The following is a 24,045-nucleotide window of genomic DNA, read 5'->3' on the forward strand; positions in this document are numbered from 1 at the left end:
GGCAACCGCACCCGCAGCGAGGACTAGGGTGGCCCCCGATGCCGCGCGCGCCCCCGCGCGGGATCGTGCCCAGCATGCCCCGCTTCCTCATCGCCACGCTCCCCGCGGACGGTCACCTCTCCCCGCTGCTGCCTCTTGCCCGCGAGCTGACCGCCCGCGGCCACGACGTCTTCTGGATGACCGGCCCGACCCGGCGCGCCCGCGTGGAGGCCACCGGCGCCGCGTTCCTGCCGTTCATTGACGCCTGGGACCTCGACTTCGGCGGCCTCGACGAGCGCTTCCCGGCGCGCGCCGAGGCCAAGGGCGTCGCGCGCTTCAAGCACGACATGCGCGAGATCTTCATCAAGATGGTTCCCGACCAGATCGCCGACCTCCAGCGCCACGTCGCCAACGCCCAGCCCGACCTGCTGATCGTCGAGCCGAGCTTCGGCGCCGCCGCGGCCGCGATCGAGGAGCAGACCGGCCTGGCGTGGGCGACGTTCGGGATCGGCGCGTTGATGATGCCCTCGCCCGACGCGCCGCCGTTCGGCCTGGGCCTGCGGCCGCTGCGGCACGGCGTGCTGAACCGCGCCCGCAACACCGTCCTCAACACGCTCATCGACCGCACGCTGTTTCGCAGCATCGAGGGCGACTACCGCGCGATGTGCGCCGGCGTGAGCATCACGCCCAACCCGGGCGGCCTCTTCGCCACCGCGCTCTCGCCGCACCTCTACCTGCACCCGTCGGTGCCGTCGTTCGAGTTCCCGCGCGGCAACCTCCCGGCGCAGGTCTGCCACGTCGGCCCGCACCTGCCGGCGGCGCCGGCGAACGTCGAGCTCCCGCAGTGGTGGGGCGAGATGGTCGCCGACGAGCGCCCGGTCGTCCTGGTCACCCAGGGCACGGTCGCGACCGATCCGGCCGAGCTGCTGCTCCCGACGCTGAACGCGCTCGCCCACGAGCCGGTCCAGGTGATCGCCGTGACCGGCGGGCCGGACCCGTCGTCGCTGCCGTCCGCGCCCGCCAACGCGCGCGTCGAGCGCTACATTCCGTTCGCCGCGCTGATGCCGCACGCCGACGTCTACGTGACCAACGGCGGCTACGGCGGGCTGCACTTCGCGATGAGCCACGGCGTCCCGATCCTGAGCGCGGGGTCGACCGAGGACAAGGCCGACCTCGCCGCGCGCGTGGACTGGTCGGGCGTCGGGATCGGCATGCGCGCGCAGTACGCGCAGCCGGCGAAGGTCCGCGCCGCCGTCCGCCGTCTGCTCGACGAGGACGCCTTCCGCGCGCGGGCCACGCAGATCGCCGACGAGATGGCGGCCTACGACGGCCCGGCGCGGGCGTCGGAGCTGGTGGAAGCGCTGGCGCAGCGGCGCGGGCCGGGCGCCTACGCGGCGGCGGGAGCTGGCGCCGCCGGGGCCTTCGCGGGCGCCAGCTCGTAGGCGGGCGCGTCGAACTCTCGCGTCTGCTTCCAGAAGCGGAACGTGAAGTCGGGCCAGATGGTGGTGTTGCGGCCCTCGGCGTCGATGTACCAGGACGCGCAGCCGCCGGTGTTCCACACCGTCTGGCCCATCTTGGCCTGGATGTGTGCGTTGTAGGCGCGCTGGGCGTCGGCCTTGACCTCGATCCGGCCGGCGCCCGCGGCGCGCATCGCGTCCAGCGCGCCGAGCAGGTACTGGAGCTGGGCCTCGATCATGAACACGATCGAGTTGTGCCCCAACCCGGTGTTGGGGCCGACCAGGAAGAACAGGTTCGGGAACCCGGCGATCGCGGTGCCGCGGTAGGCCTGCGGTGAGCGGTGCCAGTGGGCGGCCAGCGTGCGGCCGTCGGTGCCGGTGACCACTCCGGCCAGCGGGATGTCGGTGACGTAGAAGCCGGTCGCGAAGATGATGGTGTCGGCCTCGTGCTCGACGCCGTCGGCCGTGACGTAGCCGGTCGGCGTCATCCGCGCGATCCCGGACGTGACCAAGTCCACGTTGTCGCGCCCCAGTGCCGGATACCACTTGTTGGACGGCAGGATCCGCTTGCAGCCGATCGTGTACTGCGGCGTGACCTTCGCACGCAGCTCCGGGTCCGGCACCTGGTCGGCGATGTGCTTGCGAGCGACCTTCTCAACCACCTTGAGAAGCTTGGGTCGGTAGACCAGGCCGGGGACGAGCAGCTCGCGGCTGAAGTAGACGCCGGCACGGACCGCGCGCTGTAGCGGCGGGAACGTCTTGTACAAGAACCGCTCGACGCGGGTGATCGGCCGGTCGCGGTGGGGGACGATCCACGGCGGCGTGCGCTGGACGACGTCCAGGTGCGCGGCCTGCTCGGCGATCTCGGGCACGGCCTGGATCGCCGACGCGCCGGTGCCGACGACCGCGACGCGCTTGCCGCGCAGGTCGTGGTCGTGGTTCCAGGTCGCGGTGTGGAAGACCGTGCCGGTGTACTCGTCCATCCCGGGGAGGTCCGGGATCGACGGCGCGCTTAGCGGGCCGGGCGCGGCGACGAGCACGTCGGCGGTGTACGAGCCCTGCGAGGTCTTGATCTTCCAGACGCCTGCCTCTTCGTCCCAGGCCGCGCCCGTGACCTCGGTGTTGAACCGCACGCGCTCGAAGACGCCGAACTTCTCGGCCGTCGCGCGCAGGTAATCGCGCAGCTCGGGCTGCTTGGGATAGGTCCGCGTCCAGTTCGGGTTGGGCGCGAAGGAGAAGGAGTACAGGTGCGACGGGATGTCGCACTGGCAGCCGGGGTAGGTGTTGGCCCACCAGGTGCCGCCGACGCCGTCGGAGCGCTCCAGCACCAGGAAGTCGTCGCCGCGCTGGGCGAGCTTGATCGCGGTGCCGAGGCCGCCGAAGCCCGCTCCGAGGATGGCGATGTGGGTGTGGGTCGTCGTCATTCGGGCTGCTCCGGAGTTGCTCGAAGGAACACTTCTGTCTCAAGTGTACAATGTTGTCTCCATGAGCGTCCACCGCGAACCGACGGACGTCCTGCGCGTCCTGCCCCGTGGCCGTCACGCGGCCCCGCGCGAGGTCGTTGCCGAGTCCCAGCGCGAACGCATGCTGGTCGCGATGGCCGAGGCCTGCGCGGCCAAGGGCTACGCCAACGTGGCGGTCGCCGACGTGATCGAGCGGGCGCGCGTCTCACGCCGGTCGTTCTACGAGCACTTCTCCAACAAGGAGGAGTGCTTCCTCGCTGCCTATGACGCCGGCGTCGGCGGCTTGCTGGACGAGGTCGCAGACGCGGAGGAGGCCGCCCGCAGCGCCGCCGGGCCGACCGCCGGCCTGCTCGTCGCCGCGCGCGCCGGGACCGAGACCTACCTGCACCTGCTGGCCGACAACCCGGCCTTCGCGCGCACGTTCCTGATCGAGGTGCTCGGCGCGGGCCCGGAGGCGCTGGCCCGCCGCGACGCGGTCCACCAGCGCTTCGCCGACCGCCTCGCCGAGGCGCACGCGGCGATCCGGGCGTCCGCCGCGGCCGCGCTGCCTGCGCCGGCGCCCTACGTCTTCCGCGCCGCGGTCGGCGCGATCCACGAGCTCGTCACCCAGAAGCTCCTCTCCGACGGCCCCGAGGCGCTGCCCGAGCTGCTGGACGCGGTCCTCGAGGTCGAGCTGCGGATGCTGGGCGCGCCGCCGCAGCGGTAGGTTGGCGGGGTGGCGACCGAGGCCATCACCCCGTTGCGTCGCCAGCTCGCGGGCGAGGCGGTTGGCCGGCAGCCCTCGGCGCTGGACGCGTTCCTGGCCGCGCGGCGGCGGTTTGTCGCGGGTGAGCGCGTCGACATGACCGCGTTGGCCGTGCAGGTGGGCGTCAACCGCGTGACGCTCTACCGCTGGGTCGGCTCGCGCGAGCAGCTGCTGGTCGAGGTGGTGTGGTCGCTGGCGCGGCGCACGCTCGACGACCTGGAGGCGAAGAATCGGAAGCCCACCCACCCGCAGCGCGCCGTGAAGATCCTCACCGAGTTCCTGGGGGCGACGATCGCTCACCCGGGCATGCAGCGCTGGCTGGCCGAGGAGGGCGAGTCGGCGATGAAGCTGCTGACCCGCCACGACACCGACTTCCAGCCGCGGCTGATCGCGGCCGTCGAGGCGCTGATCGACCCGGCCGATCCCGACCGCCACGAGGTCGCCTACGCACTGGTGCGCGTGATCGAGTCCTACACCTACCTGGACCTGATCACGGGCGAGACGCCGGACGCGGGGCGCGCGCGGCCGATCTTCGCGCGTCTGCTACAAACCAGCGGCTTGTAGCGCCGTCTGTCCCTGTCCGAGGAGGAGCCCCGACCGATGTCCCGCACCCCGGTCCCGCGCGACCGCGCCAACGACTACACCCGCGACGCGGCCACGCTGCGGCGTGACTTCCTGACCGAGCGGACCGGTGCGTCGCTGGAGCACCTCGGCACCTACTCGCAGGACCCGGCCATGCTGCCGGGCAACATCGAGCACTTCACCGGCGTCGCGCAGGTGCCGCTCGGCGTCGCGGGCCCGCTGCTGGTCAACGGCGAGCACGCCCAGGGCGAGTTCTACGTGCCGATGGCGACCGCGGAGGGGACGCTCGTGGCCTCCTACAACCGCGGCATGAAGCTGCTCTACGAGGCGGGCGGGGTCACGACGACGATCGTCGAGGACCACATGCAGCGCGCGCCGTCGTTCATCTTCCCGTCGGCGCGCGAGGCGCGGGCGTTCAGCGAGTGGCTGGTCGAGCGCTTCGACGACGTCGCCGCCGCGGCTGAGGCGACGACGTCGACCGGCAAGCTGAAGGACATCGAGCAGTACTCCGCCTCGCGGATCATCTACACGCGCTTCAACTACACGACGGGCGACGCGGCCGGCCAGAACCTGACCGGCAAGGCGACGCAGGCGGCGTGCGAGTGGATCAAGGCCAACTACCCCGGGATCGAGCAGTACTTCCTGGAGTCGAACTTCGCCACCGACAAGAAGACCTCGCAGGTCAACATGTTGCACACGCGTGGCAAGCGCGTGATCGCCGAGGCGACGATCCCCGACGCGCTGCTGCGCTCGGTGATGAACTCGTCGTCGGAGCTGATGTTCCGCGCGCGCCAGGTGAGCAACCTCGGCGGGTTCATGAGCGGCGTGAACAACAACGGCGCGCACTCGGCCAACGGGATCACCGCGATGTTCATCGCCACCGGGCAGGACGTCGCCAACGTCGCCGAGTCCAGCGCGGCGTTCGTGTTCGCCGAGCTGCGCGACAACGGCGACTACTACTACTCGATCACGATCCCGTCGCTGATCGTCGCGACCTACGGCGGCGGCACCGGCCTGGCGACGCAGCGCGAGTGCCTAGAGATGCTCGGCTGCTACGGCGACGGCAAGGTCCGCAAGCTGGCGGAGATCGTGGCGGCGACGGTGTTGTGCGGTGAGTTGTCGCTGGGGTCGGCGATCGTGGCGGAGGAGTGGGTCAAGGCCCACGACGCCTACGGGCGCAACCGCCCGTAGGCCCGGCGGCGTGGTCTAGCGCCGCTTGAGCACGACCAGCGGGATCTCGCGGCCGCCGGTGCGCGCCTGGTAGTCGTTGAAGGCGGGGTACATGCCGGTGACCTGCGGCCACAGCCGCGAGCGCTCTTCCGGCGTCGCGACATGGGCGAGGACCGGGCGGTGCTCGCGGCCGACCTCGATGACCGTCTCGGGCGAGGCCTTGAGGTTGTGAAACCACGCCGGGTGCTTGGGCGCACCGCCGTAGGAGGCGACGACCACGAGGTCGTCGCCATCGTGCAGGTAGATGACCGGCGCGACGCGCTTCTCACCGCTCTTGCGCCCGACGTGGTGCAGGAGCAGCACCGGCGCGGAGTCGAACGTGCCGCCGAGCTTGCCGCCGCTGCGGCGGTAGATCCAGGCGTTGAAGCCGGTGATCGCGCTCCACGCCTTGAACATCGGCGTGCCCGGCTTCGGCGGTTTGGATCGCGAGGTGATCTGGCCCCAGAGGCCCTTGGAGTGCGCCATTGACCGGACACTAACCCTTCAGACATCCGTCCACGCGCCGATCACCCTGTGCATGCGACACATCTGCAACCGCTGCCTGCGCCTGTGGCATCCCCGGCGCAACGAGCAGCGCTCGACCTGCCGCCACTGCGGCGGAGTCCTGCGACCGCACTAGCGGCCCCCGGACCCCCGCCGCTCCCGGCGGTGCGCGTCCGTCCTACTTCTTCAGCGTCAGGGCCTTGGTCAGCTTCACCGGTTTGCCCGAGGCCCCGGCGACCGAAGCGGTCAGCGTCACCTTCAGCGTCTTCGCGCGCTTCAGCGACCGCTTTGCCTTCTTTGCGACCGTCAGCTTCACCTTCGCGGTCCCGGCCTCCAACAGCGTGGCCTTGCCGGTGGCGATCGTCTTGCCCTTCGCCGTGGCCGTCACCGTGATCCGGCACGCCGCGGCGCATGGGACGGCGACCTTCAGCTTGCCGTTGAGGAGCTGCTTGATCTTCGCCGCGCCGACGAGCGAGATGGTGGCCTTCTTGCCGCCGTCCTTGCCGCCGTTGGCGCCCGGGCCGTTGCCGCCGCTGGCGGCGCCCTTGTTCACCGTCTCGCAGTTGGCCACCACGTCGATCGCGTCGACGTTGGCGACGTCGGTTCCCGGGCCGCAGTCGATGTTGTCGGCCTCGCCGTCGACCGCGTTGATGGTGTCGTTGCCCCACGGCGTCTTGCACGAGCCGTAGTAGCCGATCACGTAGCAGCCGCCGGCCGTCGCGTCGCCGACGATCTGGTCCTTGCCCGGGCCGCCGGTGATCGTGTCGTTGCCGTTGCCGCCGTTGAGGTCATCGTCGCCAGCGCCGCCGTCGATCGCGTCGGGCGAGTCGCCGCCCTTGAGGACGTCGTTGCCGCCAAGGCCGATGATCGACGACGCGCCCTCGGAGACGTTGAGGACCGAGACGATGTCGGCGGCGTCGGTGCCGGTGAACGTCGCATTGACGTGGAAGTCGAACTTCTCGACGCCGGTGACGTTGTCAGCCTCGCCGGGACGGCCGTCGTTGGCGGCGCCGTCGAGCGACACCGTCGGCTGCGGGTGCGTCGGGGCGTCCGGGATGTTCCAGTCGTCGATCTGGTCGTAGCCGGGGCCGCCGTCGATGACGTCGTTGCCGGGCGTCTTGTAGTTGTCGCCGTTGACGACGTCGTCGCCGTTGCCGCCGCGGACCGTGTCGTTGCCCGCGTTGCCGTTGACGGTGTCGTTGCCGTCGCCGCCGTCAAGCGTGTCGTCGCCGTCGTAGCCCTCGATCGTGTCGTTGCCGGCGCCGCCGGAGATGAAGCGCCCGGCCGGGTCGTTGGCGGCGTCCTTGAGCAGGTCGTCGCCACCACGGCCGTCGATCGTGATCGGGTAGCTGGAGGGCAGGTCAGGCGCGTGGTCGACGATCGAGATGTTGTCCTTGAGATCCGTACCGATCAGCGCGACCGGGACGCCCGGGTTGTAGGTGCACAGCACCTTGTCGATGTAGTACTGGTCGGTGTGGCAGACCGAGTTGTCGACGTTCACGCTCGCGGCGCCGGACGTGCCGATCACGAGGTACTTCTCGTTGTCGATCGTGGTCGTCGTCCCAAGGGTCAGGAAGAGGCCGCCGTCGGAGGCCTCGCCACGCGCGGTGAGCGTGCCGTTCTCCATGCCGACGGTCATCGCCTGGGCGCCCGCGGGGACGAGCGCGCACGCCGCGACCGTGGCGGCGAGCAGCTTGGGGAGGGTGGGGAGGAAAGGCATGGCCGCCAATCTCCTCGCCCGCGCCCCCGCGCACATCCGGGGGTTCCCTAGGCGACCCGCAGGTGTGTGGTTATCCGCCCACGGGCGCGCGTGCTGCCTCGACGGCAGCGATGGCCGCCTCCACCGCGCCCGGCGTCGCGTTGCCCAGCGGCAGCCGGACGTCCGGCGTCGGGATCAGACCTTCGCGGTGCAGCACCGCCTTGATGACCGCCGGGTTGGGCTCGGCGAAGAGCGCGAAGGTGAGCGGGAGCAGCGCCTCGGCGTGCGGGCGGGAGGTGGCGACGTCGCCCACGGCGCCGGCGGCGAGCATCGCGGCGAAGCGGTCGGTGCAGAGGTTGGCCGCGGCGGCGATCGCGCCCGCGCCGCCCATCAGGACCGTCGGCAGCAGGTAGGCGTCGTCGCCGCCCAAGACCGCGAAGCCGTCGGGCGCGCCGGCCAGCAGCGCGAGCGTGTCGGCGTCCAGCGCGCCTACGGCCTGCTTGAGGCCGGCGACGTTCGGCGTGGCGGCGAGCTCCAGCAGCGCGTCGGCGCCGAGCCCGCGGCCCGTGCGATACGGGACGTTGTAGAGGACCAACGGCACCGGCGAGCGCTCGGCGACCGCCTGGAAGTGCGCGACGATCGCGGACTCCAACGGGCGCACGTAGTAGGGCACGACCGCCAACGACGCGCTCACTGCCGGGATCGCGCCCAGCGCCTCGTGGCGGGCGATCGTCTCACGCGTGTCGTTGGTGCCCGCGCCGACGATCAGGCCCGCGCCGCGGTCGCCGCAGACGTCGGCCAGCGTCTGAACCGTCGCCGCCCGCTCGTCCGCGGTCAGCGCGGTCGGCTCGCCGGTCGTCGATAGCCCGACCAGGCCCGCGGCGCCCGCGTCCAGCGCCTTGACCGCCAGGCCCTCGAGCGCGTCGAGGTCGACGCGGTCGTCGCCGTCAAACGGCGTGACGACTGGCACGAAGAGGCCGGAGGGGCGGTACTCGGAGGGCATGCGCCCAATCCTATGCGGGGTGCGTGAAGCGCAGGACGGGGCCGACCCGGCGGCCCTCGTAGATCCAACGCACCGCGTAGCGTCCGCGGCGGGCGTGCGGGAAGTGCTTGGTGAAGCGGACCGACGATGCGTAGGCGCCGCCGGAGTTGCGGACCATCTTGAACGACTTGCAGCGTTCAGCGGCGCCGGGCGGCGTGACGCAGACGCGGTAGGCGCCCTTCATGTCGAAGCCCCCGATGTCCAGGAACCGGCGGCCGTGCTTCATGAACGCGCCGACGCACCAGCGGTTGTCGGACGCGCACTTGAACGGGTCGGCGGCCCGGGCGGGCGCCGGCGCGGCGATGAGGGCGAGCGTCGTGGCCAGCAGCGCGGCCGCGAGGACGCGTCTCACCCGCCCACCTTGCCGAGGGTGCCGACCTCCGTCCCGTCGGCGCCGAAGGCTTCGATCACCGGCGGCTGGGCGACGCTGCTGAACCCGCGCGGGAAGAGCGCCACATAGATCCGCGTCACGCCGGTCAGGCGGCTGCGGCGGAGGTTCTCGGGCGGGATCGCCACGGTGTCGACGCGCACCGCGTCCCCGGTCGGGGGCGTGACGCGCACGCTGGCCGCGGCGTCGGAGGTCGTGCCAGCGATGACGGCGAGCGCGTTCGGGGCGATCGGCATCGCCGTGAGCGCGGCCGCGCCGCGCGGCGTGCTGCAGCCGGTCGAGGTTAACGGCCGGTCGTCCCCGCGCCAGACCTCGGTGCGCAGGCATACGCGGCCGTTGGAATTCCAGCCGCCGACCCGCCAGAAGACGTCGCCCGCGTGCCCCTCGGCGAGGCGGACCGACGGCGTCGACGGGTTCTCCTGCAGCGTGACGGGCGCGACGGGGTCGTCCCAGATCGAGCGGGTCGCGACGACCGCACCAGGAACGGCTAGGACGCCGATCGCCGCCAGCGCCGGGATCGCGCGTCGCCGCCAGCGGCGACGCCGCCGGTCGGCGCGATCCTGCTCTGCGCGCATCGTTGCGTCGAGGAGCGAGTCGCCCCAGTCGATGAGGCCGGGCAGTTCGTGGTCGTTGTCGGGGACCGCGGGCCGCTCCGTCACATGAGCTCCCGGATCTCGCCGCCGTCGCCGCGCAGGCGCTCGGCGAGCGTGCGCATGCCGCGCGACACACGGGCGCGCACAGCCTGCTCGTTGATCCCTAGATGCTCAGCCATCTCTTCGTAGGACTGCTCCTCCAGGACCCGGAGACGCAGCGCTTCTTGCTGTTCGTGGGACAAGTCGCTCAAATGTGACGCAACTCGGCGCCTTAGATCGTTGATCCCGGCCAGCTCTTCGAGCCGTTCGAGCTCCACATCACTGAGGTGAGGACGCTGAATGCCTAGGCGCTCCAATGCCCGCGCCTCCGCGCGGTCGCGGCGCACGAAGTGGCTGACCTGGTGGCGCGCGATCCCGTAGAGCCAGCCGATCGCCTCCTCGCGCGTGTGGCCGCGGAACTGGCCGCGGTTGGTGAACGCCTGGGCAAACGTCTCGGCGGTCAGGTCGGCGGCGATCCCAGCGTCCATCGTCTTGCGCGCGATGTACACCGCCATGCCCGGAGCATGTGAGCGGTACAAGGCGTCGAGCGTTTCGCTCGAAATCGCAAAGCGCTGAGATTCTGTGCGACGCCGGAGCAAGGGAGGAGGGGGAACTACGTCACAAGGGAGACAACAATGGCTCTTATTGGGTGCCACCCAACTCACGGAGGAGTCTCGCATGGATCGTCTCGCGCATCGAGCGGCCTTAGCCGCTGCGTGCGCTGTGCTCGGGGTGCTTGGAGTGTTTCCGGGCGCCGCAGCGGCCACGAACAACAGCTATTGCGGGGTGCTCATCAGCAACGGGACATGGTGCGGTGACGGCACCGATCACTTCTACACCTCGAACTCCGCCACCTATCCCGGCACCGGGGACGTCTGGGTCTGCGAGCGCCTGCTGATCGCCAACACGTCCACCCAGCGCGAGAGCCCGGTCTGCGCCTACAACTACGTCTCGCAGACGTTCGGCTCCTACGTCTGGCAGACCGAGGCCGAGGTCACGCATTACACCGGGGTCAACCACACCGTCAACGGGCTGGGGGTCTACTGATGGCATCGCTGCTGCGCTCGCTTGGAAAGCTGACGGCGCTGGGCGCGACCGCCGCGGCGCTCGGCGGCATCGCCGGCGCATCGGAGGCCGCGGCGCCGGGCGCGCCGCCCGCACCGCCGCCCGCGTTCCCGGCCGACCACGCGGCGACGCCGATCGGCGCCGTTGACCGCGATCAGCTCGCGCTGCTGGGCGTCCTGCGGCGCGACGCGCGCGACACCGACGCGGTGCCGGATCGCACGCGCGAGCACGTGGCGCAGGCGCTGGGGCCGGACGTCGGCGCCAACGCCGACCTGGCGCGCCGCGCGCTGCACACGGCGCTGGGCGAGGACATCTACGTCGTCCCGGGCCGCGGGTGGGTGTGCCTGGCGTCGTCGGTCGGCGCCGCACAGTGCGCGCCGACGGGCCGGATCGTGTCGGGCAACGCGGTCGGGTTGCAGCGGATCCCGTCCGGCGTGCGGATCGGCGGGCTGGTGCCCGACGGCGTCGCGCGCGTCGAGGTTCGCGGCCCGAACGGGGAGACGGCTTTCGCGACGGCCGAGGGCAACGCCTGGCGCGTAGACGTCGCCTTCGATCCCTCCACGGTCGCGTGGACGCGCGAGGACGGAAGCGGCGAGGTGTCGGTACCGGTCTCGGTGCCGCCGGTCGCGCCGACGGCGGAGCCCTAAAAGCCCTTAGCCCTCGGCCTGCTTGCCGGCTTTGGGCTTGGAGCGGCGGCGCTCGTTCTTGAGCAGCGACGTCGCCGTCTCCTGGCCCACGTAGGGCAGGACGACCGAGAACAGCAGGTCGGGCAACAGGTCGGGCAGCTCGGCGCCACGCCCCTGCAAGACGCGCGAGTAGACGACCTCGTAGATGCCGCCGACGAGCGTCTCGGCGGTCAGCGCCGGCGGGAGCTTGGCCTTCGGCAGCTCCTCGGCGGCGGCCTTCTCGATCATCTGCGAGAAGGCTTCCATCGTCCGGTTGCGGCGCTCGATCGCGATCGGGCCCGCCGCCATCACCTCGACGATGCACATGTCGGCGAAGGCGGGCTCCTCGGCCACGAACGTCAGGAAGGCGTTGAGGCTGTCGCGGACGCGCGCGACGAGGCCGTCAGCAGCCTCGTAGGAGGCGTAGACGCGCGTCAGAAGCTGCTTGGTGACCTCGTCGTAGGCCGCGAGGTAGACGTCTTCCTTGCCGCGGAAGTTGTCGTAGAACGTCCGGCGCGAGACGCCGGAGGTGACGACGATGTCCTCCACGCTCATCGCCACGTAACCCGCGGACGAGCAGACGTCGGCGACCGCGGCCAGGATGCGCTGACGCTGGTTCTCGACGACGAACGAGCGAGGCAGGCCGTGACGGCCGGCCGGCAACTGGTGCGGCTCGCGTTGCCGCTTCTTGCGGGGCGATTCAGGCAAGGCGGACGGAAACATACATGTCTCGTCGGCCGCCCTCCACGCTCAGGGTGTGGGGAGGGCTCTCTGGGCTGCCGAGAGCGTGGTTCGCTGGTACTCGGCCTCGGCCACTTCGGCGCCGACGAACGGCAGCAGCGCGCTGTGGAGGAGGCTCGGGAGGAGCGCGGGCAGCTCGTGCGTGCGTTGTGATGTCACGCGCGAGTAGATGACTTCGTAGATGCCGCCGACGATCGCCTCGATGGCGACCGGCGGGGCGTAGGCCGTGACCAGATCGTCGTCAGGCGGCGGCTCGAGCAGCGACTGGAAGGCCTGCATCGCCGCGGTTCGGCGCGCCAGTGCTCGCGGGCCGGCCGCGAGCGCCTCGACGACGCAGACCTGGGCGAGCACCGGCTCGGAGGCCAGCAGGTTGAGGAACGCGGCGAGGCCGCGGCGGACGCGAGACGGCCAGGTCTCCCCGGAGGCGAAGGCGGAGGTGACCCCGGACAGCAGCTGGTCGAGGACCAGCTCGTAGGCCGCCAGGAACGCCTCTTCCTTGTTGGCGAAGTGGTCGTAGAACGTGCGCCGGGACACGCCCGCGATCGCGATGACGTCCTCGATCCGCATTGCGGCATAGCCGGAACGGCTGGCCGCTTGGAGCACGGCGTCGAGGATGCGCTCGCGCTGGTTGGAGACCACAAACGCGCGCGGGAGACCGTGCCGACCAGCCGGAAGCTGGTGCGGCGCGCGGTTGTGCGACGTCCGGTGCTCCACGAGTCAAAACATACTGCTGTTTCTCACCTTGCGCCAGTGCTGAGGCCCGACCCGAACACCCGGTCGGGGGACGAGCAGGCGGACGTCAGTGATCGGACCGACCGGTAAAGACGCGTCACAACGGTGCATGATGTGGCTCTTAGGCTCTGTGTGGGTCGATCCGGCGGCTCGGAGCGCCGCCGGCAAGCGAATTTGGGGGAATGAGCTAATGCTGAGCGAGGTCCTGTCCGGGGCGCAGACGTGCTCGCCGGACTGCGTCATCTGTAGGCGCCTGCGTGCCGCGGCTGCGCCTGCGGTGTTGCTGGCGGGGAGAGAGTCGGTGTCGTTGTCGCACTTGGCGACGGCGGCCGGCGTCTCGTTGTCCGTGGCAGCGGGGCACTGCCCCGAGGGTGCGTCGTCGGCTGTGGCCGATGCCTACCGTCGCGCGGCCGACGAGCTGTTCGTCGAGTACGCCGCGTCGTTCCGGCTGGCACAGTCCTGGCCGGACAAGCTGAGCACTGGCCTGGAGCGCCTGCTGCAGCGCCTGGCCGCGGAGCCTGCGGTCGCGCACCTGTGCTTCGTCGCGCCGATGGCCGGCGACGAGGAGCTGTGCGAGCTCCGGGAGGCATTCCGGGCACGCCACGTCGAGCTGCTGGCGGTCGAGCAGGACCGCCACCTCGACGATGAAGAGGAGCTGCTGCCCGAGCTGGCGCTGGAGATGATGGTCGGCGCGGTCTTCCGCACGATCACGTCGCTGGTCGCCGAGGGCCGGGCGCCGGAGCTTCCGGCGCTGATGGAGGACGTGACGTTCTCGGCCGCGGTCTTCGAGCCCCGGGTGGCGCTGGCGGCGTGATCGTTCAGGCGGGTGGTCGGCGCTCCGGAGACGGAGCGCCGGCCGGCCGCTGCCCTACGGCGTCACCGCGGCGCGCCGTTCTGCGGCGAGCAGCGTGCAGATGGCCGGCGCGAGGCGCGGCAGCGAGGCGTGACGGCCGTCGATCAGACGGCGTTGGATGATCCGGTGAACGGCACCGAGGACCGCGTGCGCGACGTCGTCGCGACGCAACGCGCCGGGAGCGCGACGCTCCTGCGGGTCCTGGTAGCGAACGATCGCGGCGGCGAGCTGCGCCATCGTGGCCTCGTGGCGCGCCAGCCCTTCGGGGCCGACGGCGAGGATGTCGATGCACAGCACGCGCGCATGCGCGGGCCAGGCGGCGAAGTAGCGCAGCAGCGCCGTCAGGGACGGCTCCAGCGCGGGGCCGGCCTCTTCGACGATCCGCATCGCGTCGTCGCGGATCGCGTCGTAGGCGGCGTACATGCACTCCTCGCGGTTGGAGAAGTGCTCGTAGAACGTGCGCCGCGAGGCGCGGGCGGCGACGATCACGTCGTCGACCGTGACGTCCAGAAAGCCTGTGATGGCGGCTCGCTGCGCCATGGCGGCGAGGAGCCGGCTCTTGGCGACGGGCGGCCAGCTGCTCGGAACGGCAGCGGCCCCATCGCGAAGGACGACGGGGCGGGTGAGCTCAGCAAGCGCGGTGGCGGTGGGCACGATCGACCTTCCCTGATCTGTGAGCAATTCGCGGCTCCGGGGACCGAGCTGGCTCGGTCCCCGGAGCTCCGCGCTACGTCCGGCCCTATTGGGGCGGACGGACTGCTACTGCTACTTCCTGCACTTGACGGAGTCCGTGTAGGACGCCGTCGCGCCCGTGCTGAGCTTGGTGTCGACCTGGAACGGCCACTTGTTGCCGGCGCCACACGACGTCGTGGCGAGGATGTCCCTGGCGGCCTTCGTGTAGCCGGCGGTGAGCGTCGCGTTGTTGAGCGTGATCGGGATGCCCGCGACGACCTGCAGCGACTGCGGGATCGAGAAGCTGACCTTGTAGGCCCACTTCCCGCTCTGCGGGGTCAGCTTGGCCGGGACGACGGCGCGCACGCGCGCGGGGCGCTGGAGCGTGACGTAGCCCAGGAGCAGGTTCTTGCCGCCGTTGACGATGACGACCTTCGGGCCGGCCTCGACCGTGTCGGCGTTCGCGGAGCCGGAGCCCTTGCCGATGATCGACTTCGCCGGGCAGGCGTCGGGGCCACCACGGGCCAGCGTGGCCGAGGCGCACTTCGTGTACTTCTCGCCCTGGTACTTCGCGCCCTTGGGGACGTAGATCACGCCGCTCTGGACGATCGGGTGGTCGACGTCGCCGGTCGTCGTGACCGTGACCTTCGTGGTGAGCTTGTGGCCCTGCGGCTTGGCCTTGGACCCGCCGTTGTTCGGCGTGGCGGTGGCCTTCACGGAGATCTTCGTCGGACCCTCGTCCTGAGCGATCGTCGTGGCGACCTCGACCACGCCGACGGCCAGGACAGCGGCCACGGTGGTCGGGATCAAGAACTTGCGCATCGGTGCTCTCCTCATTGTTTCTGCGACGTCGGGCACCGTAACGGCTTCGCCGGACGTACGCAAACAGACGTGTCTGCAATATCAACTCGATTCCGGCGCGGAAGTTGCGCAGGATCGTGAAGCGCCGGAGGGGGGTGCGACGGTTCACTTTTGCCCCCGAAAACGACGGCGTGTACATTGCCGCCATCTCAACCGCGGTCCGCCATCCGTCTCGGGCGCCGCGTGGGGTCGCCATTGTTGCTCTCCTGCTCATCGTGGGAGTGGTCGCGTGGCTGCTCCTACGCAGCAATCCCCACGAGTACCGACTCATCTTCCCCAGCGCGGGTCAGCTGGTGAAGGGCGATGTCGTGCGCGTGGGCGGAACCGGCGTGGGCTCGGTCACGAAGGTCGGCCTCAGCGAGGACGACCAGGCGCAGATCGACATCAAGATCAAGGACTCCTACGGGCCGCTGCACCAGGGCACGTCGGCGACGATCCGTGCCGAAGGGCTCACCGGCGTGGCATCGCGCTACGTCGACATCAACCCGGCGCCGGAGTTCAAGCCGGTGATCGACGACCACGCGATCATCAAGGGCGACAAGACGACGTCGATCGTCGAGATCGACCAGCTCTTCAACACGCTGGACGGCAAGACCCGTAAGGGCCTGGCGGACTTCATCAAGGGCTCGGCGGCCTGGTACGACGGACACGCGACCGCAGCCAACGTGTCGGCCGAGGAGTTCCCGAAGACGCTGGCGACGCTCAACGCCGTCGCCGACGAGCTCACGCGCGACAGCGGCGCGTTCGAGGAGCTCATCGTCAAGGCCAGCCAGGCGACGAGCGCGCTCGCCGAGCATCGCGACGCGGTCACCGGCCTGGTGTCCAACACGCGCGAGACCGCCGCGGCGCTGGCCTCCGACACCGCGTCGCTGACGCAGGCGCTCGACGACCTGCCCGGCGCGCTGGACAAGGGCTCGGACACGTTCGTGACCCTCCGCCAGGCGCTGCCCGACCTCAAGAAGCTGAGCGACTCGACCAAGGTCAACGCGAAGGACCTGGCGCCGCTGCTGCACGACCTGACCCCGGTGCTGCAGGAGACCGGGCCGACGTTCGCGCAGCTGCGCAAGATGTTCTCGCAGCCCGGGGCCTACAACGACTTGCTCGACACACTGCGCGAACTGCCCGAGACCGCGCGGCTGTCGGACAGCGCGTTCCCCAGCGGTCGCAAGGCGCTGAAGGACTCCCAGCCGATCTTCTCCTTCGCGCGCCCGTACATCCCGGACGCGGTGGGGTGGCTCACCGGTTACGACCGCGCGGCCGCGACCTACGACGCCAACGGCCACTACATCCGCTCGGTGCCGGTCTTCAACGCCTACACGTTCAACGACGACGGCAGCGGCGGCACGCTGACGCCGCGCCCGGCCGCCGAGCGCGGGACCAACCCGGCGCTGTCGTTCGGCAACACGAACCGCTGCCCGGGCACGTCGGTGTTCGCGCCGTCCGACCGGTCGGCCCCGTTCGTGGACGACGGCCCGCTGGCCAACCCCGACTGCGACACGACCCAGACCGTGAGGGCAAGCGGATGAGCGCCACGCTTCGCCGTCGGATCGTCATCAGCGTCGCGGTCTTCGTCGCGGCCGTCTGCGTCGGCGCAGCGCTCGGCGCGGGTGGCGACGGGGACGGCAAGGGCAAGTACCTGGTCCGCGCGACCTTCGACAACGCCTCGTTCATCATCCCGGGCGAGGACGTCAAGGTCGCGGGCGTGGTCGTCGGCTCAATCGACGCGCTCGACGTCGACGCTCAGAACCGCGCGGTCGTCGTGCTGCGGATCGACGACCCCGCCTTCAAGCCGTTCCGCAAGGACGCAACCTGTCGCGTCGGGCTTCAGTCGCTGATCGGCGAGCAGTTCGTGGAGTGCGACCCGACCAAGGAGCGCGGCGCGGGGAAGGCGCTGGCACCGGAGCTGACGACGATCAAGGACGGCGACCCGGGCGCGGGCCAGCACCCGCTGCCCCTGGGCCAGACCTCGAGCCCGGTCGGCGTCGACCTGCTGCAGAACATCATGCGCGTGCCCCAGCGCCAGCGGCTGCCGCTGATCCTCAACGAGCTTGGCGCCGGCGTGTCGGGCAACGGCGAGGAGCTCAACCAGGCGATCAAGCGCGCGAGCCCGGTGCTACAGAAGGCCGACGAGCTGGTCGCGACGCTCGCGAGCCAGGACAAGATGCTCGGCAAGCTCACCGACGACTCGGACGAGATCCTCGCGTCGTTGTCGGACCGCCGCACGGACATCGGGAAGTTCATCAAGAACGCAGGCGACGCCGGGACCGCGACGGCCCGCCACGGCGACGCGCTCGAGGCGAACTTCGCCAAGCTGCCGGCGTTCCTGAAGGAATTGGGCCCGGCGACCGACCGGCTGGGCGCGTTCTCAGACCAGGCGTCGGCGGCGATCGACGGCTTCGCGTCGGAGGCCGCGTCGGTCAACGAGGCGACGGAGCTGCTGGGTCCCGCGCTGAAGCAGGGGACGCCGACGCTCACGTCGCTGGGCAAGGTCGCCGACCAGGGCCGCAATACATTCCCGGCGTTGCTGAAGGACGCCCAGCAGATCAACAAGCTCGGCACGTCGCTGGAGCCGGTCGGCGAGAACCTCGCGAAGCTGTCGACGAGCCTCGACCAGACCGGCAGCATCGAGAGCCTGATGCGGTTGATCTACTTCTACGTGGGGGCGATCAACGGCGAGGACTCGTCGGGGCATTACACGCGGACGGCGCTCGGGTTCAACTCGTGCGTGGACCGCTCCCCGGCCTTTGAGGACCTCGGCGCCTGCAGCATGCAGTTCATCCCGCCGGAGGAAGGCTCCGAGGACGACGCCTCGGCCGCCCGCGCCAAGACCTCCTCCGCGCTGCTCGGCTACCTGATGGGCGACGGCAAGTGAACCGCCGGCGCAACAACTCGATCGCCGCGAACCCGATCCTGATCGGTGGCGTCACCGTGCTGGTGACGATCGTCGCGGTCTTCTTGTCCTACAACGCCAACCACGGGCTGCCGTTCGTGCCGACCTACTCGGTCGACGTGGTGGTGCCCAACTCGGCGGGCCTGATCGCGGGCAACGAGGTCCGGATCGGCGGCGATCGCGTCGGCATGGTCCGCAAGATCACCGGCTTCGCCCGCGCCGACGGCACGACGGGCGCGCGCATGGAGCTGGCGCTGGAGGACAAGTCCGACCACCTGCCGGTCGACAGCACGGTCGCCATCCGCCCGAAGTCGCCGCTGGGCCTGAAGTACCTCGTGATCAACCGCGGCAAGGCGACGCGGACGATCCCGCAGGGCGGCACGATCACGGCGCCGCGAGAGCCGGTCCGCCCGGTCGACATCGACGACTGGTTCAACACCTACGACGAGCCCACGCGCGAGGGCTCGGCCGACAACCTGCTCGAGTACGGCACGGCGTTTGCCGGGCGCGGCGGCGACATCAACAGCGCCCTGCGCGACCTCAACCCGGCGTTGGAGCACGCCGGCCCGGCGCTGGAGAACCTCAACGCGACCGCGACCAAGTTGGACAAGCTGTTCCCGGCGCTCGCGCAGTCGGCCGCCGAGGTCGCCCCGATCGCCGGCATCCAGGGCCAGCTATTCACCAACCTGGCGCAGACGTTCAAGGCCTTCTCCGACAACACCTCGGCGTTGGAGGCGGCGATCGCCGGCGGTCCAGTCGCGCTCGACACCGCCACGCGCGAGCTGCCGGCGCAGGCGGAGTTCACCGACGAGACCACCGAGCTGTTCCGCCGACTGAAGCGCCCGCTGCGCTCGTTCGCCAACGCCTCGGTCGACCTCGCCCCGGCGCTGCGGGCCGGCGTCCCGGCCCTGCGCAACTCGCCGCAGCTCAACGAGCGGTTGGTCGACACGCTGAACGTGGTCGACGGCTTCGTCAACGACGAGCGCGTCCTGCCGCTGCTCACGCGCCTGACGCGCACCTCCGACCTGCTCGACCCGCTCGTCTCCTATGTGACGCCCGCGCAGACGACCTGCAACTACGTCTCCCTGCTGCTGCGCAACGTCGGCAGCATGCTCTCGGAGAGCGACGTCGTCGGATCGATGCTGCGCGCCACGCCGATGCTGAACCCGCAGGTCGCGGGCAGCGAGGTCGGGCCGTCGGACGTCCCTGCCAATAGCCCGCCCGACCTTAAGGACCAAGCAGGGAAGGGCGACTCGATCCTGCGCAGCAACCCGTACCCGAACACGGCCTCGCCCGGTCAGACGCGCGAGTGCGAGGCGGGCAACGAGATCCTCAACTACCCGAAGGGCCTGTCGATCGGCAACGTGCCCGGTGACCAGGGCACCGTGGTCGACAAGACGACGCGACCGGAGAACGTCAAGTGAGGCGCAACCACAACCTCGGCATGTCGCCGGTACGCGCCGGGCTGCTGACGCTGTTCCTCGCCGCGATCCTGACGTACTTCGGGTTCACGAAGGCGATCCCGCTGCGCCATCACTTCGAGATCCAGGCCGTCGTCAAGAGCTCCAACCTGCTGCGCCCGAAGTCGCCGGTGCGAATCGCCGGCGTCCAGGTCGGCGAGGTCGTGAAGATGGGCCGCTACAAGAAGACCGACCTCGCGGTCGTCACGCTGCGGATCAACGACAACGGCCAGCCGATCCATCGCGACGCGACGGTCAAGATCCGGCCGCGGCTGTTCCTCGAGGGCAACTTCTACGTCGACCTGCAGCCGGGCACGCCAGGGACCGGCAAGCTCGACGACCGCGGGCTGATCCCGATCTCGCAGACGGCGACCCCGACCCAGTTGGACCAAGTGCTCACCGCGCTGCAGTCCGACTCGCGCGCATCGCTGCAGGACACGCTCCAGGGTCTCGGCGACACGTTCAACGCCAAGCCGACGGCCGCAGAGGACGCGGTCCAGGATCCGGCGGTGCGCGGCATGAGCGGCGGCCAGGCGCTCAACGAGGCGCTGAAGACCAGCCCGCGCTCGCTGAAGCAGAGCGCGCAGGTCTTCGGTGCCCTGCAGGGTCCGCATCCGCACGACCTGTCCAAGACGGTCAAGAACGTGACGAAGGCGTTCACCGCCTTGGCCGACGAGCAGGATGACCTCGCGGACTTCGTCGTGGACTTCAACAAGACGCTCGGCGTAACCGCCGCCCATTCCGCCGAGCTGCGGACGGTCGTCCAGCAGCTGGGGCCGACCGTGAAGCACGCGTCACAGGCCTTCACGACGCTCAACGCGGGGCTGCCGTCCCTGCGCAAGTACTCCCGAGAGCTCGCCGTCACGCTGAACGAGGTGCCCGCGACGGTCACGGCGGCCGAGCCCTGGATCGCCCAGGCCAAGCCGCTGCTGAGCGACGAGGAGCTGGGCGGCCTGCTCGACGAGTTGCAGCCCGCCACCTCGAACCTCGCCAAGCTCGGGCACGCCACGCGCGAGTGGCTGCCGAGCATCGACCTGGTCAACCGCTGCGCGACCGACGTGCTGATCCCGACGGGCAACCTGAAGGTCGACGACGGCGCGCTCTCGACGGGCCAGGAGAACTACAAGGAGTTCTTCCACTCCTTGGTCGGCATGGCCGCTGAGGGCGGGGGCTTCGACGGCAACGGCGGGTTCTTGCGGTTGCAGGCGTCCGGAGGCGAGAAGACGATCCGGACGGGCAAGACCAACTTCACCGGGTTGCCCTACATCGGCAAGCCGACGCTGGAGCCGTTGATGACGCGCCCGGCGTACGGCAACAAGCTGCCGCCGTATAACCGCTCGGTGGCGTGCAAGGACAACCCGGTCCCGACGATCAACGACGCCGCCTCCAAGGGCCCCGCCGATGGTCAGGCCGCCAACGCGGCCGCTCCCGATCCGGACGCCGTCGAGAACGGCGGCGGGGGCAACTAGATGCGCGGCGTCCGCAAGCAGCTGCCGAACTTCCTCTGGCTCGTCGGAATGGTCGCCGTCGGCCTGGCGGTCGGCGCATACCTGCTCTCCCACCAGCGCATCCCGTGGCCGGCGTGGGTCCCGGGGTTGGGTCAGGAGTACTTCTACGTCAACGCCGAGTTCGAGACCGCGGCTGGCGTGCTGCCTGGGCAGGGCAACGCGGTGACGATCGCCGGCGTGAAGGTCGGCGAGATCGCCGGGGCGAAGCTCAAGAACGGCAGGGCGGTCCTCAAGCTCAGGCTCGAGGCCGATCACGGGCACGTCCATCCGGACGCGACGCTGCTGCTGCGTCCCAAGACCGGGTTGAAGGACATGATCGCCGAGCTGGACCCCGGCAAGAAGGGGCCCGAGCTGAAGGACGGCGACACGCTCGGCATCGGGAGCACCAACCCGGACGTCAACCTCGACCAGATCCTCGCGGGGCTCGACCTCGACACGCGCGATGCTTTGGTCGGGCTGCTGGCGAACGCCGGTGTGGCGCTGAAGGATGGCAACGGCCGCAACCTGGCGGCGACGCTGAAGCGCCTGGAGCCGCTGTCGCGCCACTCCGAGCAGGCCAGCCGCTACGTCTCGAAGCGCCGCGTGAAGCTGCGGCGGCTGATGGGCAACCTGTCGCTGATCGCCCAGGAGCTCGGCGATCGCGACCAGGACCTGCGGCAGTTCACCAACAGCAGCGCCGCGGTCTTCCGCCGTTTCGCCGCCCAGAACGACAACCTTGGTGAGACGCTGGAGCTGCTGCCGGCCACGCTGAAGAAGGCCGACAGCGCGCTGACCAAGTTGGACAAGCTCGGGACGTCGATGAACACGGGCCTGACCGCGCTCCAGCCGGCCGCCAAGTCGCTCGGGCCGTCGCTGAAGCAGAGCCAGACGTTCTTCAAGAAGACGACGCCGGTCATCGAGAAGCAGATCCGCCCGTTCACCCGCGAGGCGCAGCCGACGGCGAAGGAGCTCGTGCCGGCGGCGGGCAAGTTCGGCAAGGCGATCCCGCATCTCGACACGACGACCGACATGCTCAACAACCTGCTCAACGAGCTGGCGCATGACCCGCCGGGCGACGGGGTGCACGGGAAGAGCTACCTGTATTACCTGCCGTGGGCCGCGCACAACACCAACTCGGTGATGGCGTCCCAGGACGGCATCGGTCCGGTGCGCCACACGTTGGTGCTCATCAACTGCGACGGGCTGAACTTCGTCGAGAGCATCTTGACCGGCAAGAAGCAGCGCAACGACACGCTGACCGGCGTCCTGCAGCTGCTCGGGGCACCGCGGGTCAATGACGTCTGCAGCAAGGACGAGATCGTCGGATGATCAAGACCGCTCCCACCCTCGGTCGCATCGCGGTGATGGCGCTCTTCGCGCTGTCGAGCTTCGCCGCGTGCCTCTACCTGTGGATGGCCTTCGGCGGCTCGTCGCCGCTGAAGCCGCGGGGCTACCAGCTCCACATCGCGTTCCCCGAGGCGACGCAGCTGGCCAGCCAGTCCGACGTGCGCATCGCGGGCGTCAACATCGGCAAGGTCATCAAGTTGGATCCGTCTGAGAACCGGACGGACGCGACGCTGGAGATCAAGCGCGAGTTCGCGCCGCTGCCCGTCGACTCGCGGGCGATCCTGCGCGTGAAGTCGCTGCTGGGGGAGACCTACGTCGAGCTCACGCCGGGCAACCGCAAGGGCAAGATGGTCGCCGACGGCGGCACGCTGGACCCGGGCCACGTGGCGCCGACGGTCGAACTGGACGAGATCCTGTCGACGTTCGACGCCAAGACGCGCAAGGCGTTCCAGACGTGGATGCAGGCCGGCTCACAGGCGGTCGACGGCCGCGGCGCGGACATCAACGCGATCTTCGGCGAGCTGCCGGGGGTGGTCGACAAGCTCGACCAGCTGACGACGGTGCTCGACGATCAGAAGGCCGCGACCTCGAAGGCCGTCGCGCAGACCGGCGAGATCTTCGACGCGCTGAGCCAGCGCGAGGGTGAGCTGCGCGGGCTGGTGTCCGATTCGCAGCAGCTGTTCGCGATCACGGACGCCCGCAACGAGAAGCTCGGGGCGGTCCTGCGCGAGCTGCCGCGCTTTGAGCGCGAGAGCACCGCGCTGCTGCCGAAGTTCACCGCCTTCGGCAAGGACGCGCTGCCGGCGATCAAGATGTTGCAGAACGTGGCGACCGAGGCCGATCCGGCGTTCTCCGCGCTGGAGGACTCGGCGCCGGAGTTCCGCGGCCTGTTCACCCAGCTCCAGCCGGTCATCGACGCCTCCGAGAAGGGGCTGCCGGCGCTGAATCGGATCCTGAAGAACCTGCCGCCGGTCTTCGGCGACTTCTCGCCGTTCCTGCAGAACCTGAACCCGATCGTGGATTACGTCGGGGAGAACAAGCGCGAGGTCACGGGCTTCCTCGGGAACATGACCGCGGTCACCCAGGGCTACGACATCGGCGGCCAGACGCTGCCTCAGGGCAAGGGCTTCGTCCACTACCTCAAGGCGTCCCAGACGCTCAACCCCGAGTCGCTCACCTACTACCCGCGTCAGATCGGCACGACCCGCGACAACCCGTACCCGGCGCCCGGTTCGCTGGTCGAAGGCCTGAAGTCCGGTGCCAGCATCTTCGGGGACGGTCCGTGCCCGGTCGGCAACCCCGACATCCCGACGACGGCAGACCCCGCAGCGTTCGCGCCGCTCATCCAGCCGATCATCTTCCGGACCGCTGATCGCAACGCCGTCAAGGCTCCCTCCTGCAAGATTCAGGGCAACTACGCGGGCCACTCCACGGCCTTCCCGCAGCTTCGCGCTGAGCCGTAGAAACCGATCGAAATCGGTTGACACGGACCCCCGGGTCTGGTGTCATATCGATCGAGAGACGGGATCGTGTCTGGACCGGCACGAGACTCCCTCGCAGCAGACCTTCCGC

General features: G+C 70.2%; 24 protein-coding genes. 13 read left to right on the plus strand and 11 right to left on the minus strand.

Going from position 1 to position 24,045, the window contains the following annotated elements; all coding sequences use genetic code 11:
- The first annotated feature begins 74 nt into the window (after positions 1 to 74).
- Positions 75 to 1,421: a glycosyltransferase gene (locus ACT01A_RS00980; protein WP_445150369.1), complete on the plus strand. Its 1,347-nt coding sequence runs from the start codon at positions 75 to 77 to the stop codon at positions 1,419 to 1,421.
- Here the strand turns inward: ACT01A_RS00980 and ACT01A_RS00985 are convergent.
- The gene (locus tag ACT01A_RS00985) at positions 1,367 to 2,860 is read right to left on the minus strand and encodes a flavin-containing monooxygenase (RefSeq protein WP_445150370.1); all 1,494 of its coding nucleotides are present in this window, start codon (positions 2,858 to 2,860) and stop codon (positions 1,367 to 1,369) included. The two genes, ACT01A_RS00980 and ACT01A_RS00985, sit on opposite strands and share 55 nt — an antisense overlap.
- A 61-nt stretch (positions 2,861 to 2,921) precedes the next feature.
- Between ACT01A_RS00985 and ACT01A_RS00990 the strand changes: the two genes are divergently transcribed.
- Genes ACT01A_RS00990 through ACT01A_RS01000 form a run of 3 tightly spaced genes read left to right on the plus strand, consistent with a single transcriptional unit; the run spans position 2,922 to position 5,417 of the window.
- On the plus strand, positions 2,922 to 3,605 hold the full coding sequence (locus tag ACT01A_RS00990) for a TetR/AcrR family transcriptional regulator (RefSeq protein WP_445150371.1): 684 nt from the start codon (positions 2,922 to 2,924) through the stop codon (positions 3,603 to 3,605).
- A 9-nt stretch (positions 3,606 to 3,614) separates the two neighbouring features.
- Positions 3,615 to 4,208, plus strand: coding sequence for a QsdR family transcriptional regulator (locus tag ACT01A_RS00995; RefSeq protein WP_445150372.1), 594 nt, complete (start codon positions 3,615 to 3,617; stop codon positions 4,206 to 4,208).
- Positions 4,209 to 4,244: 36 nt separating this feature from the next.
- On the plus strand, positions 4,245 to 5,417 hold the full coding sequence (locus ACT01A_RS01000; RefSeq protein ID WP_445150373.1) for a hydroxymethylglutaryl-CoA reductase: 1,173 nt from the start codon (positions 4,245 to 4,247) through the stop codon (positions 5,415 to 5,417).
- 15 nt (positions 5,418 to 5,432) lie between these two features.
- Here the strand turns inward: ACT01A_RS01000 and ACT01A_RS01005 are convergent, their stop codons facing one another.
- From ACT01A_RS01005 to ACT01A_RS01030, 6 genes are all read right to left on the minus strand, one after another.
- Positions 5,433 to 5,921, minus strand: coding sequence for a nitroreductase family deazaflavin-dependent oxidoreductase (locus ACT01A_RS01005; RefSeq protein ID WP_445150374.1), 489 nt, complete (start codon positions 5,919 to 5,921; stop codon positions 5,433 to 5,435).
- 196 nt (positions 5,922 to 6,117) lie between these two features.
- Entirely contained in the window at positions 6,118 to 7,659 is a 1,542-nt protein-coding gene (locus tag ACT01A_RS01010) for a calcium-binding protein (protein WP_445150375.1), read from the minus strand.
- A 70-nt stretch (positions 7,660 to 7,729) separates the two neighbouring features.
- Complete coding sequence (locus ACT01A_RS01015) at positions 7,730 to 8,641, minus strand: dihydrodipicolinate synthase family protein (RefSeq protein ID WP_445150376.1); 912 nt, start codon at positions 8,639 to 8,641, stop codon at positions 7,730 to 7,732.
- Between the two features lie 10 nt (positions 8,642 to 8,651).
- Positions 8,652 to 9,032: a hypothetical protein gene (locus ACT01A_RS01020; protein WP_445150377.1), complete on the minus strand. Its 381-nt coding sequence runs from the start codon at positions 9,030 to 9,032 to the stop codon at positions 8,652 to 8,654.
- Positions 9,029 to 9,727: a hypothetical protein gene (locus ACT01A_RS01025; RefSeq protein WP_445150378.1), complete on the minus strand. Its 699-nt coding sequence runs from the start codon at positions 9,725 to 9,727 to the stop codon at positions 9,029 to 9,031. The genes ACT01A_RS01020 and ACT01A_RS01025 overlap by 4 nt, the downstream gene beginning before the upstream one ends.
- Positions 9,724 to 10,299: an RNA polymerase sigma factor gene (locus tag ACT01A_RS01030; protein ID WP_445150379.1), complete on the minus strand. Its 576-nt coding sequence runs from the start codon at positions 10,297 to 10,299 to the stop codon at positions 9,724 to 9,726. Before ACT01A_RS01030 ends, ACT01A_RS01025 begins: the two co-directional genes overlap by 4 nt.
- Positions 10,300 to 10,486: 187 nt before the next feature.
- Between ACT01A_RS01030 and ACT01A_RS01035 the strand changes: the two genes are divergently transcribed.
- Positions 10,487 to 10,747: a hypothetical protein gene (locus ACT01A_RS01035; RefSeq protein WP_445150380.1), complete on the plus strand. Its 261-nt coding sequence runs from the start codon at positions 10,487 to 10,489 to the stop codon at positions 10,745 to 10,747.
- Positions 10,747 to 11,412 carry a hypothetical protein gene (locus ACT01A_RS01040; RefSeq protein ID WP_445150381.1) on the plus strand — a complete coding sequence of 222 codons (666 nt, stop codon included), beginning with the start codon at positions 10,747 to 10,749 and terminating at the stop codon, positions 11,410 to 11,412. The genes ACT01A_RS01035 and ACT01A_RS01040 overlap by 1 nt, the downstream gene beginning before the upstream one ends.
- Positions 11,413 to 11,418: 6 nt before the next feature.
- On the opposite strand, the gene ACT01A_RS01045 is transcribed toward ACT01A_RS01040, so the two are convergent.
- Positions 11,419 to 12,138, minus strand: a complete 720-nt coding sequence (locus ACT01A_RS01045; RefSeq protein WP_445150382.1) for a TetR/AcrR family transcriptional regulator — start codon at positions 12,136 to 12,138, stop codon at positions 11,419 to 11,421.
- Positions 12,139 to 12,180: 42 nt separating this feature from the next.
- Positions 12,181 to 12,885 carry a TetR/AcrR family transcriptional regulator gene (locus ACT01A_RS01050; RefSeq protein ID WP_445150383.1) on the minus strand — a complete coding sequence of 235 codons (705 nt, stop codon included), beginning with the start codon at positions 12,883 to 12,885 and terminating at the stop codon, positions 12,181 to 12,183.
- Between the two features lie 403 nt (positions 12,886 to 13,288).
- Between ACT01A_RS01050 and ACT01A_RS01055 the strand changes: the two genes are divergently transcribed.
- Positions 13,289 to 13,717: a hypothetical protein gene (locus ACT01A_RS01055; RefSeq protein WP_445150384.1), complete on the plus strand. Its 429-nt coding sequence runs from the start codon at positions 13,289 to 13,291 to the stop codon at positions 13,715 to 13,717.
- A gap of 54 nt (positions 13,718 to 13,771) precedes the next feature.
- Here the strand turns inward: ACT01A_RS01055 and ACT01A_RS01060 are convergent, their stop codons facing one another.
- Positions 13,772 to 14,410: a TetR/AcrR family transcriptional regulator gene (locus tag ACT01A_RS01060; RefSeq protein ID WP_445150385.1), complete on the minus strand. Its 639-nt coding sequence runs from the start codon at positions 14,408 to 14,410 to the stop codon at positions 13,772 to 13,774.
- 111 nt (positions 14,411 to 14,521) lie between these two features.
- Positions 14,522 to 15,250, minus strand: a complete 729-nt coding sequence (locus ACT01A_RS01065; protein ID WP_445150386.1) for a hypothetical protein — start codon at positions 15,248 to 15,250, stop codon at positions 14,522 to 14,524.
- 254 nt (positions 15,251 to 15,504) lie between these two features.
- On the opposite strand from ACT01A_RS01065, the gene ACT01A_RS01070 reads away from it, so the two are divergent.
- The 6 genes from ACT01A_RS01070 to ACT01A_RS01095 are packed head-to-tail and all read left to right on the plus strand — an operon-like array spanning position 15,505 to position 23,936.
- A complete protein-coding gene (locus ACT01A_RS01070) occupies positions 15,505 to 16,815 on the plus strand; it encodes an MlaD family protein (protein ID WP_445150387.1) in 1,311 nt (436 codons plus the stop codon).
- Entirely contained in the window at positions 16,812 to 18,161 is a 1,350-nt protein-coding gene (locus tag ACT01A_RS01075; protein ID WP_445150388.1) for an MlaD family protein, read from the plus strand. The genes ACT01A_RS01070 and ACT01A_RS01075 overlap by 4 nt, the downstream gene beginning before the upstream one ends.
- The gene (locus ACT01A_RS01080) at positions 18,158 to 19,603 is read left to right on the plus strand and encodes an MlaD family protein (protein WP_445150389.1); all 1,446 of its coding nucleotides are present in this window, start codon (positions 18,158 to 18,160) and stop codon (positions 19,601 to 19,603) included. Before ACT01A_RS01075 ends, ACT01A_RS01080 begins: the two co-directional genes overlap by 4 nt.
- Positions 19,600 to 21,108 (plus strand): MlaD family protein, encoded by a 1,509-nt coding sequence (locus tag ACT01A_RS01085; RefSeq protein ID WP_445150390.1) that lies wholly within the window; start codon positions 19,600 to 19,602, stop codon positions 21,106 to 21,108. Before ACT01A_RS01080 ends, ACT01A_RS01085 begins: the two co-directional genes overlap by 4 nt.
- Complete coding sequence (locus tag ACT01A_RS01090) at positions 21,109 to 22,455, plus strand: MlaD family protein (RefSeq protein ID WP_445150391.1); 1,347 nt, start codon at positions 21,109 to 21,111, stop codon at positions 22,453 to 22,455.
- On the plus strand, positions 22,452 to 23,936 hold the full coding sequence (locus tag ACT01A_RS01095; RefSeq protein ID WP_445150392.1) for an MlaD family protein: 1,485 nt from the start codon (positions 22,452 to 22,454) through the stop codon (positions 23,934 to 23,936). Before ACT01A_RS01090 ends, ACT01A_RS01095 begins: the two co-directional genes overlap by 4 nt.
- Positions 23,937 to 24,045: the final 109 nt, after the last annotated feature.

The sequence above is a fragment of the Baekduia sp. Peel2402 genome (assembly GCF_052567285.1).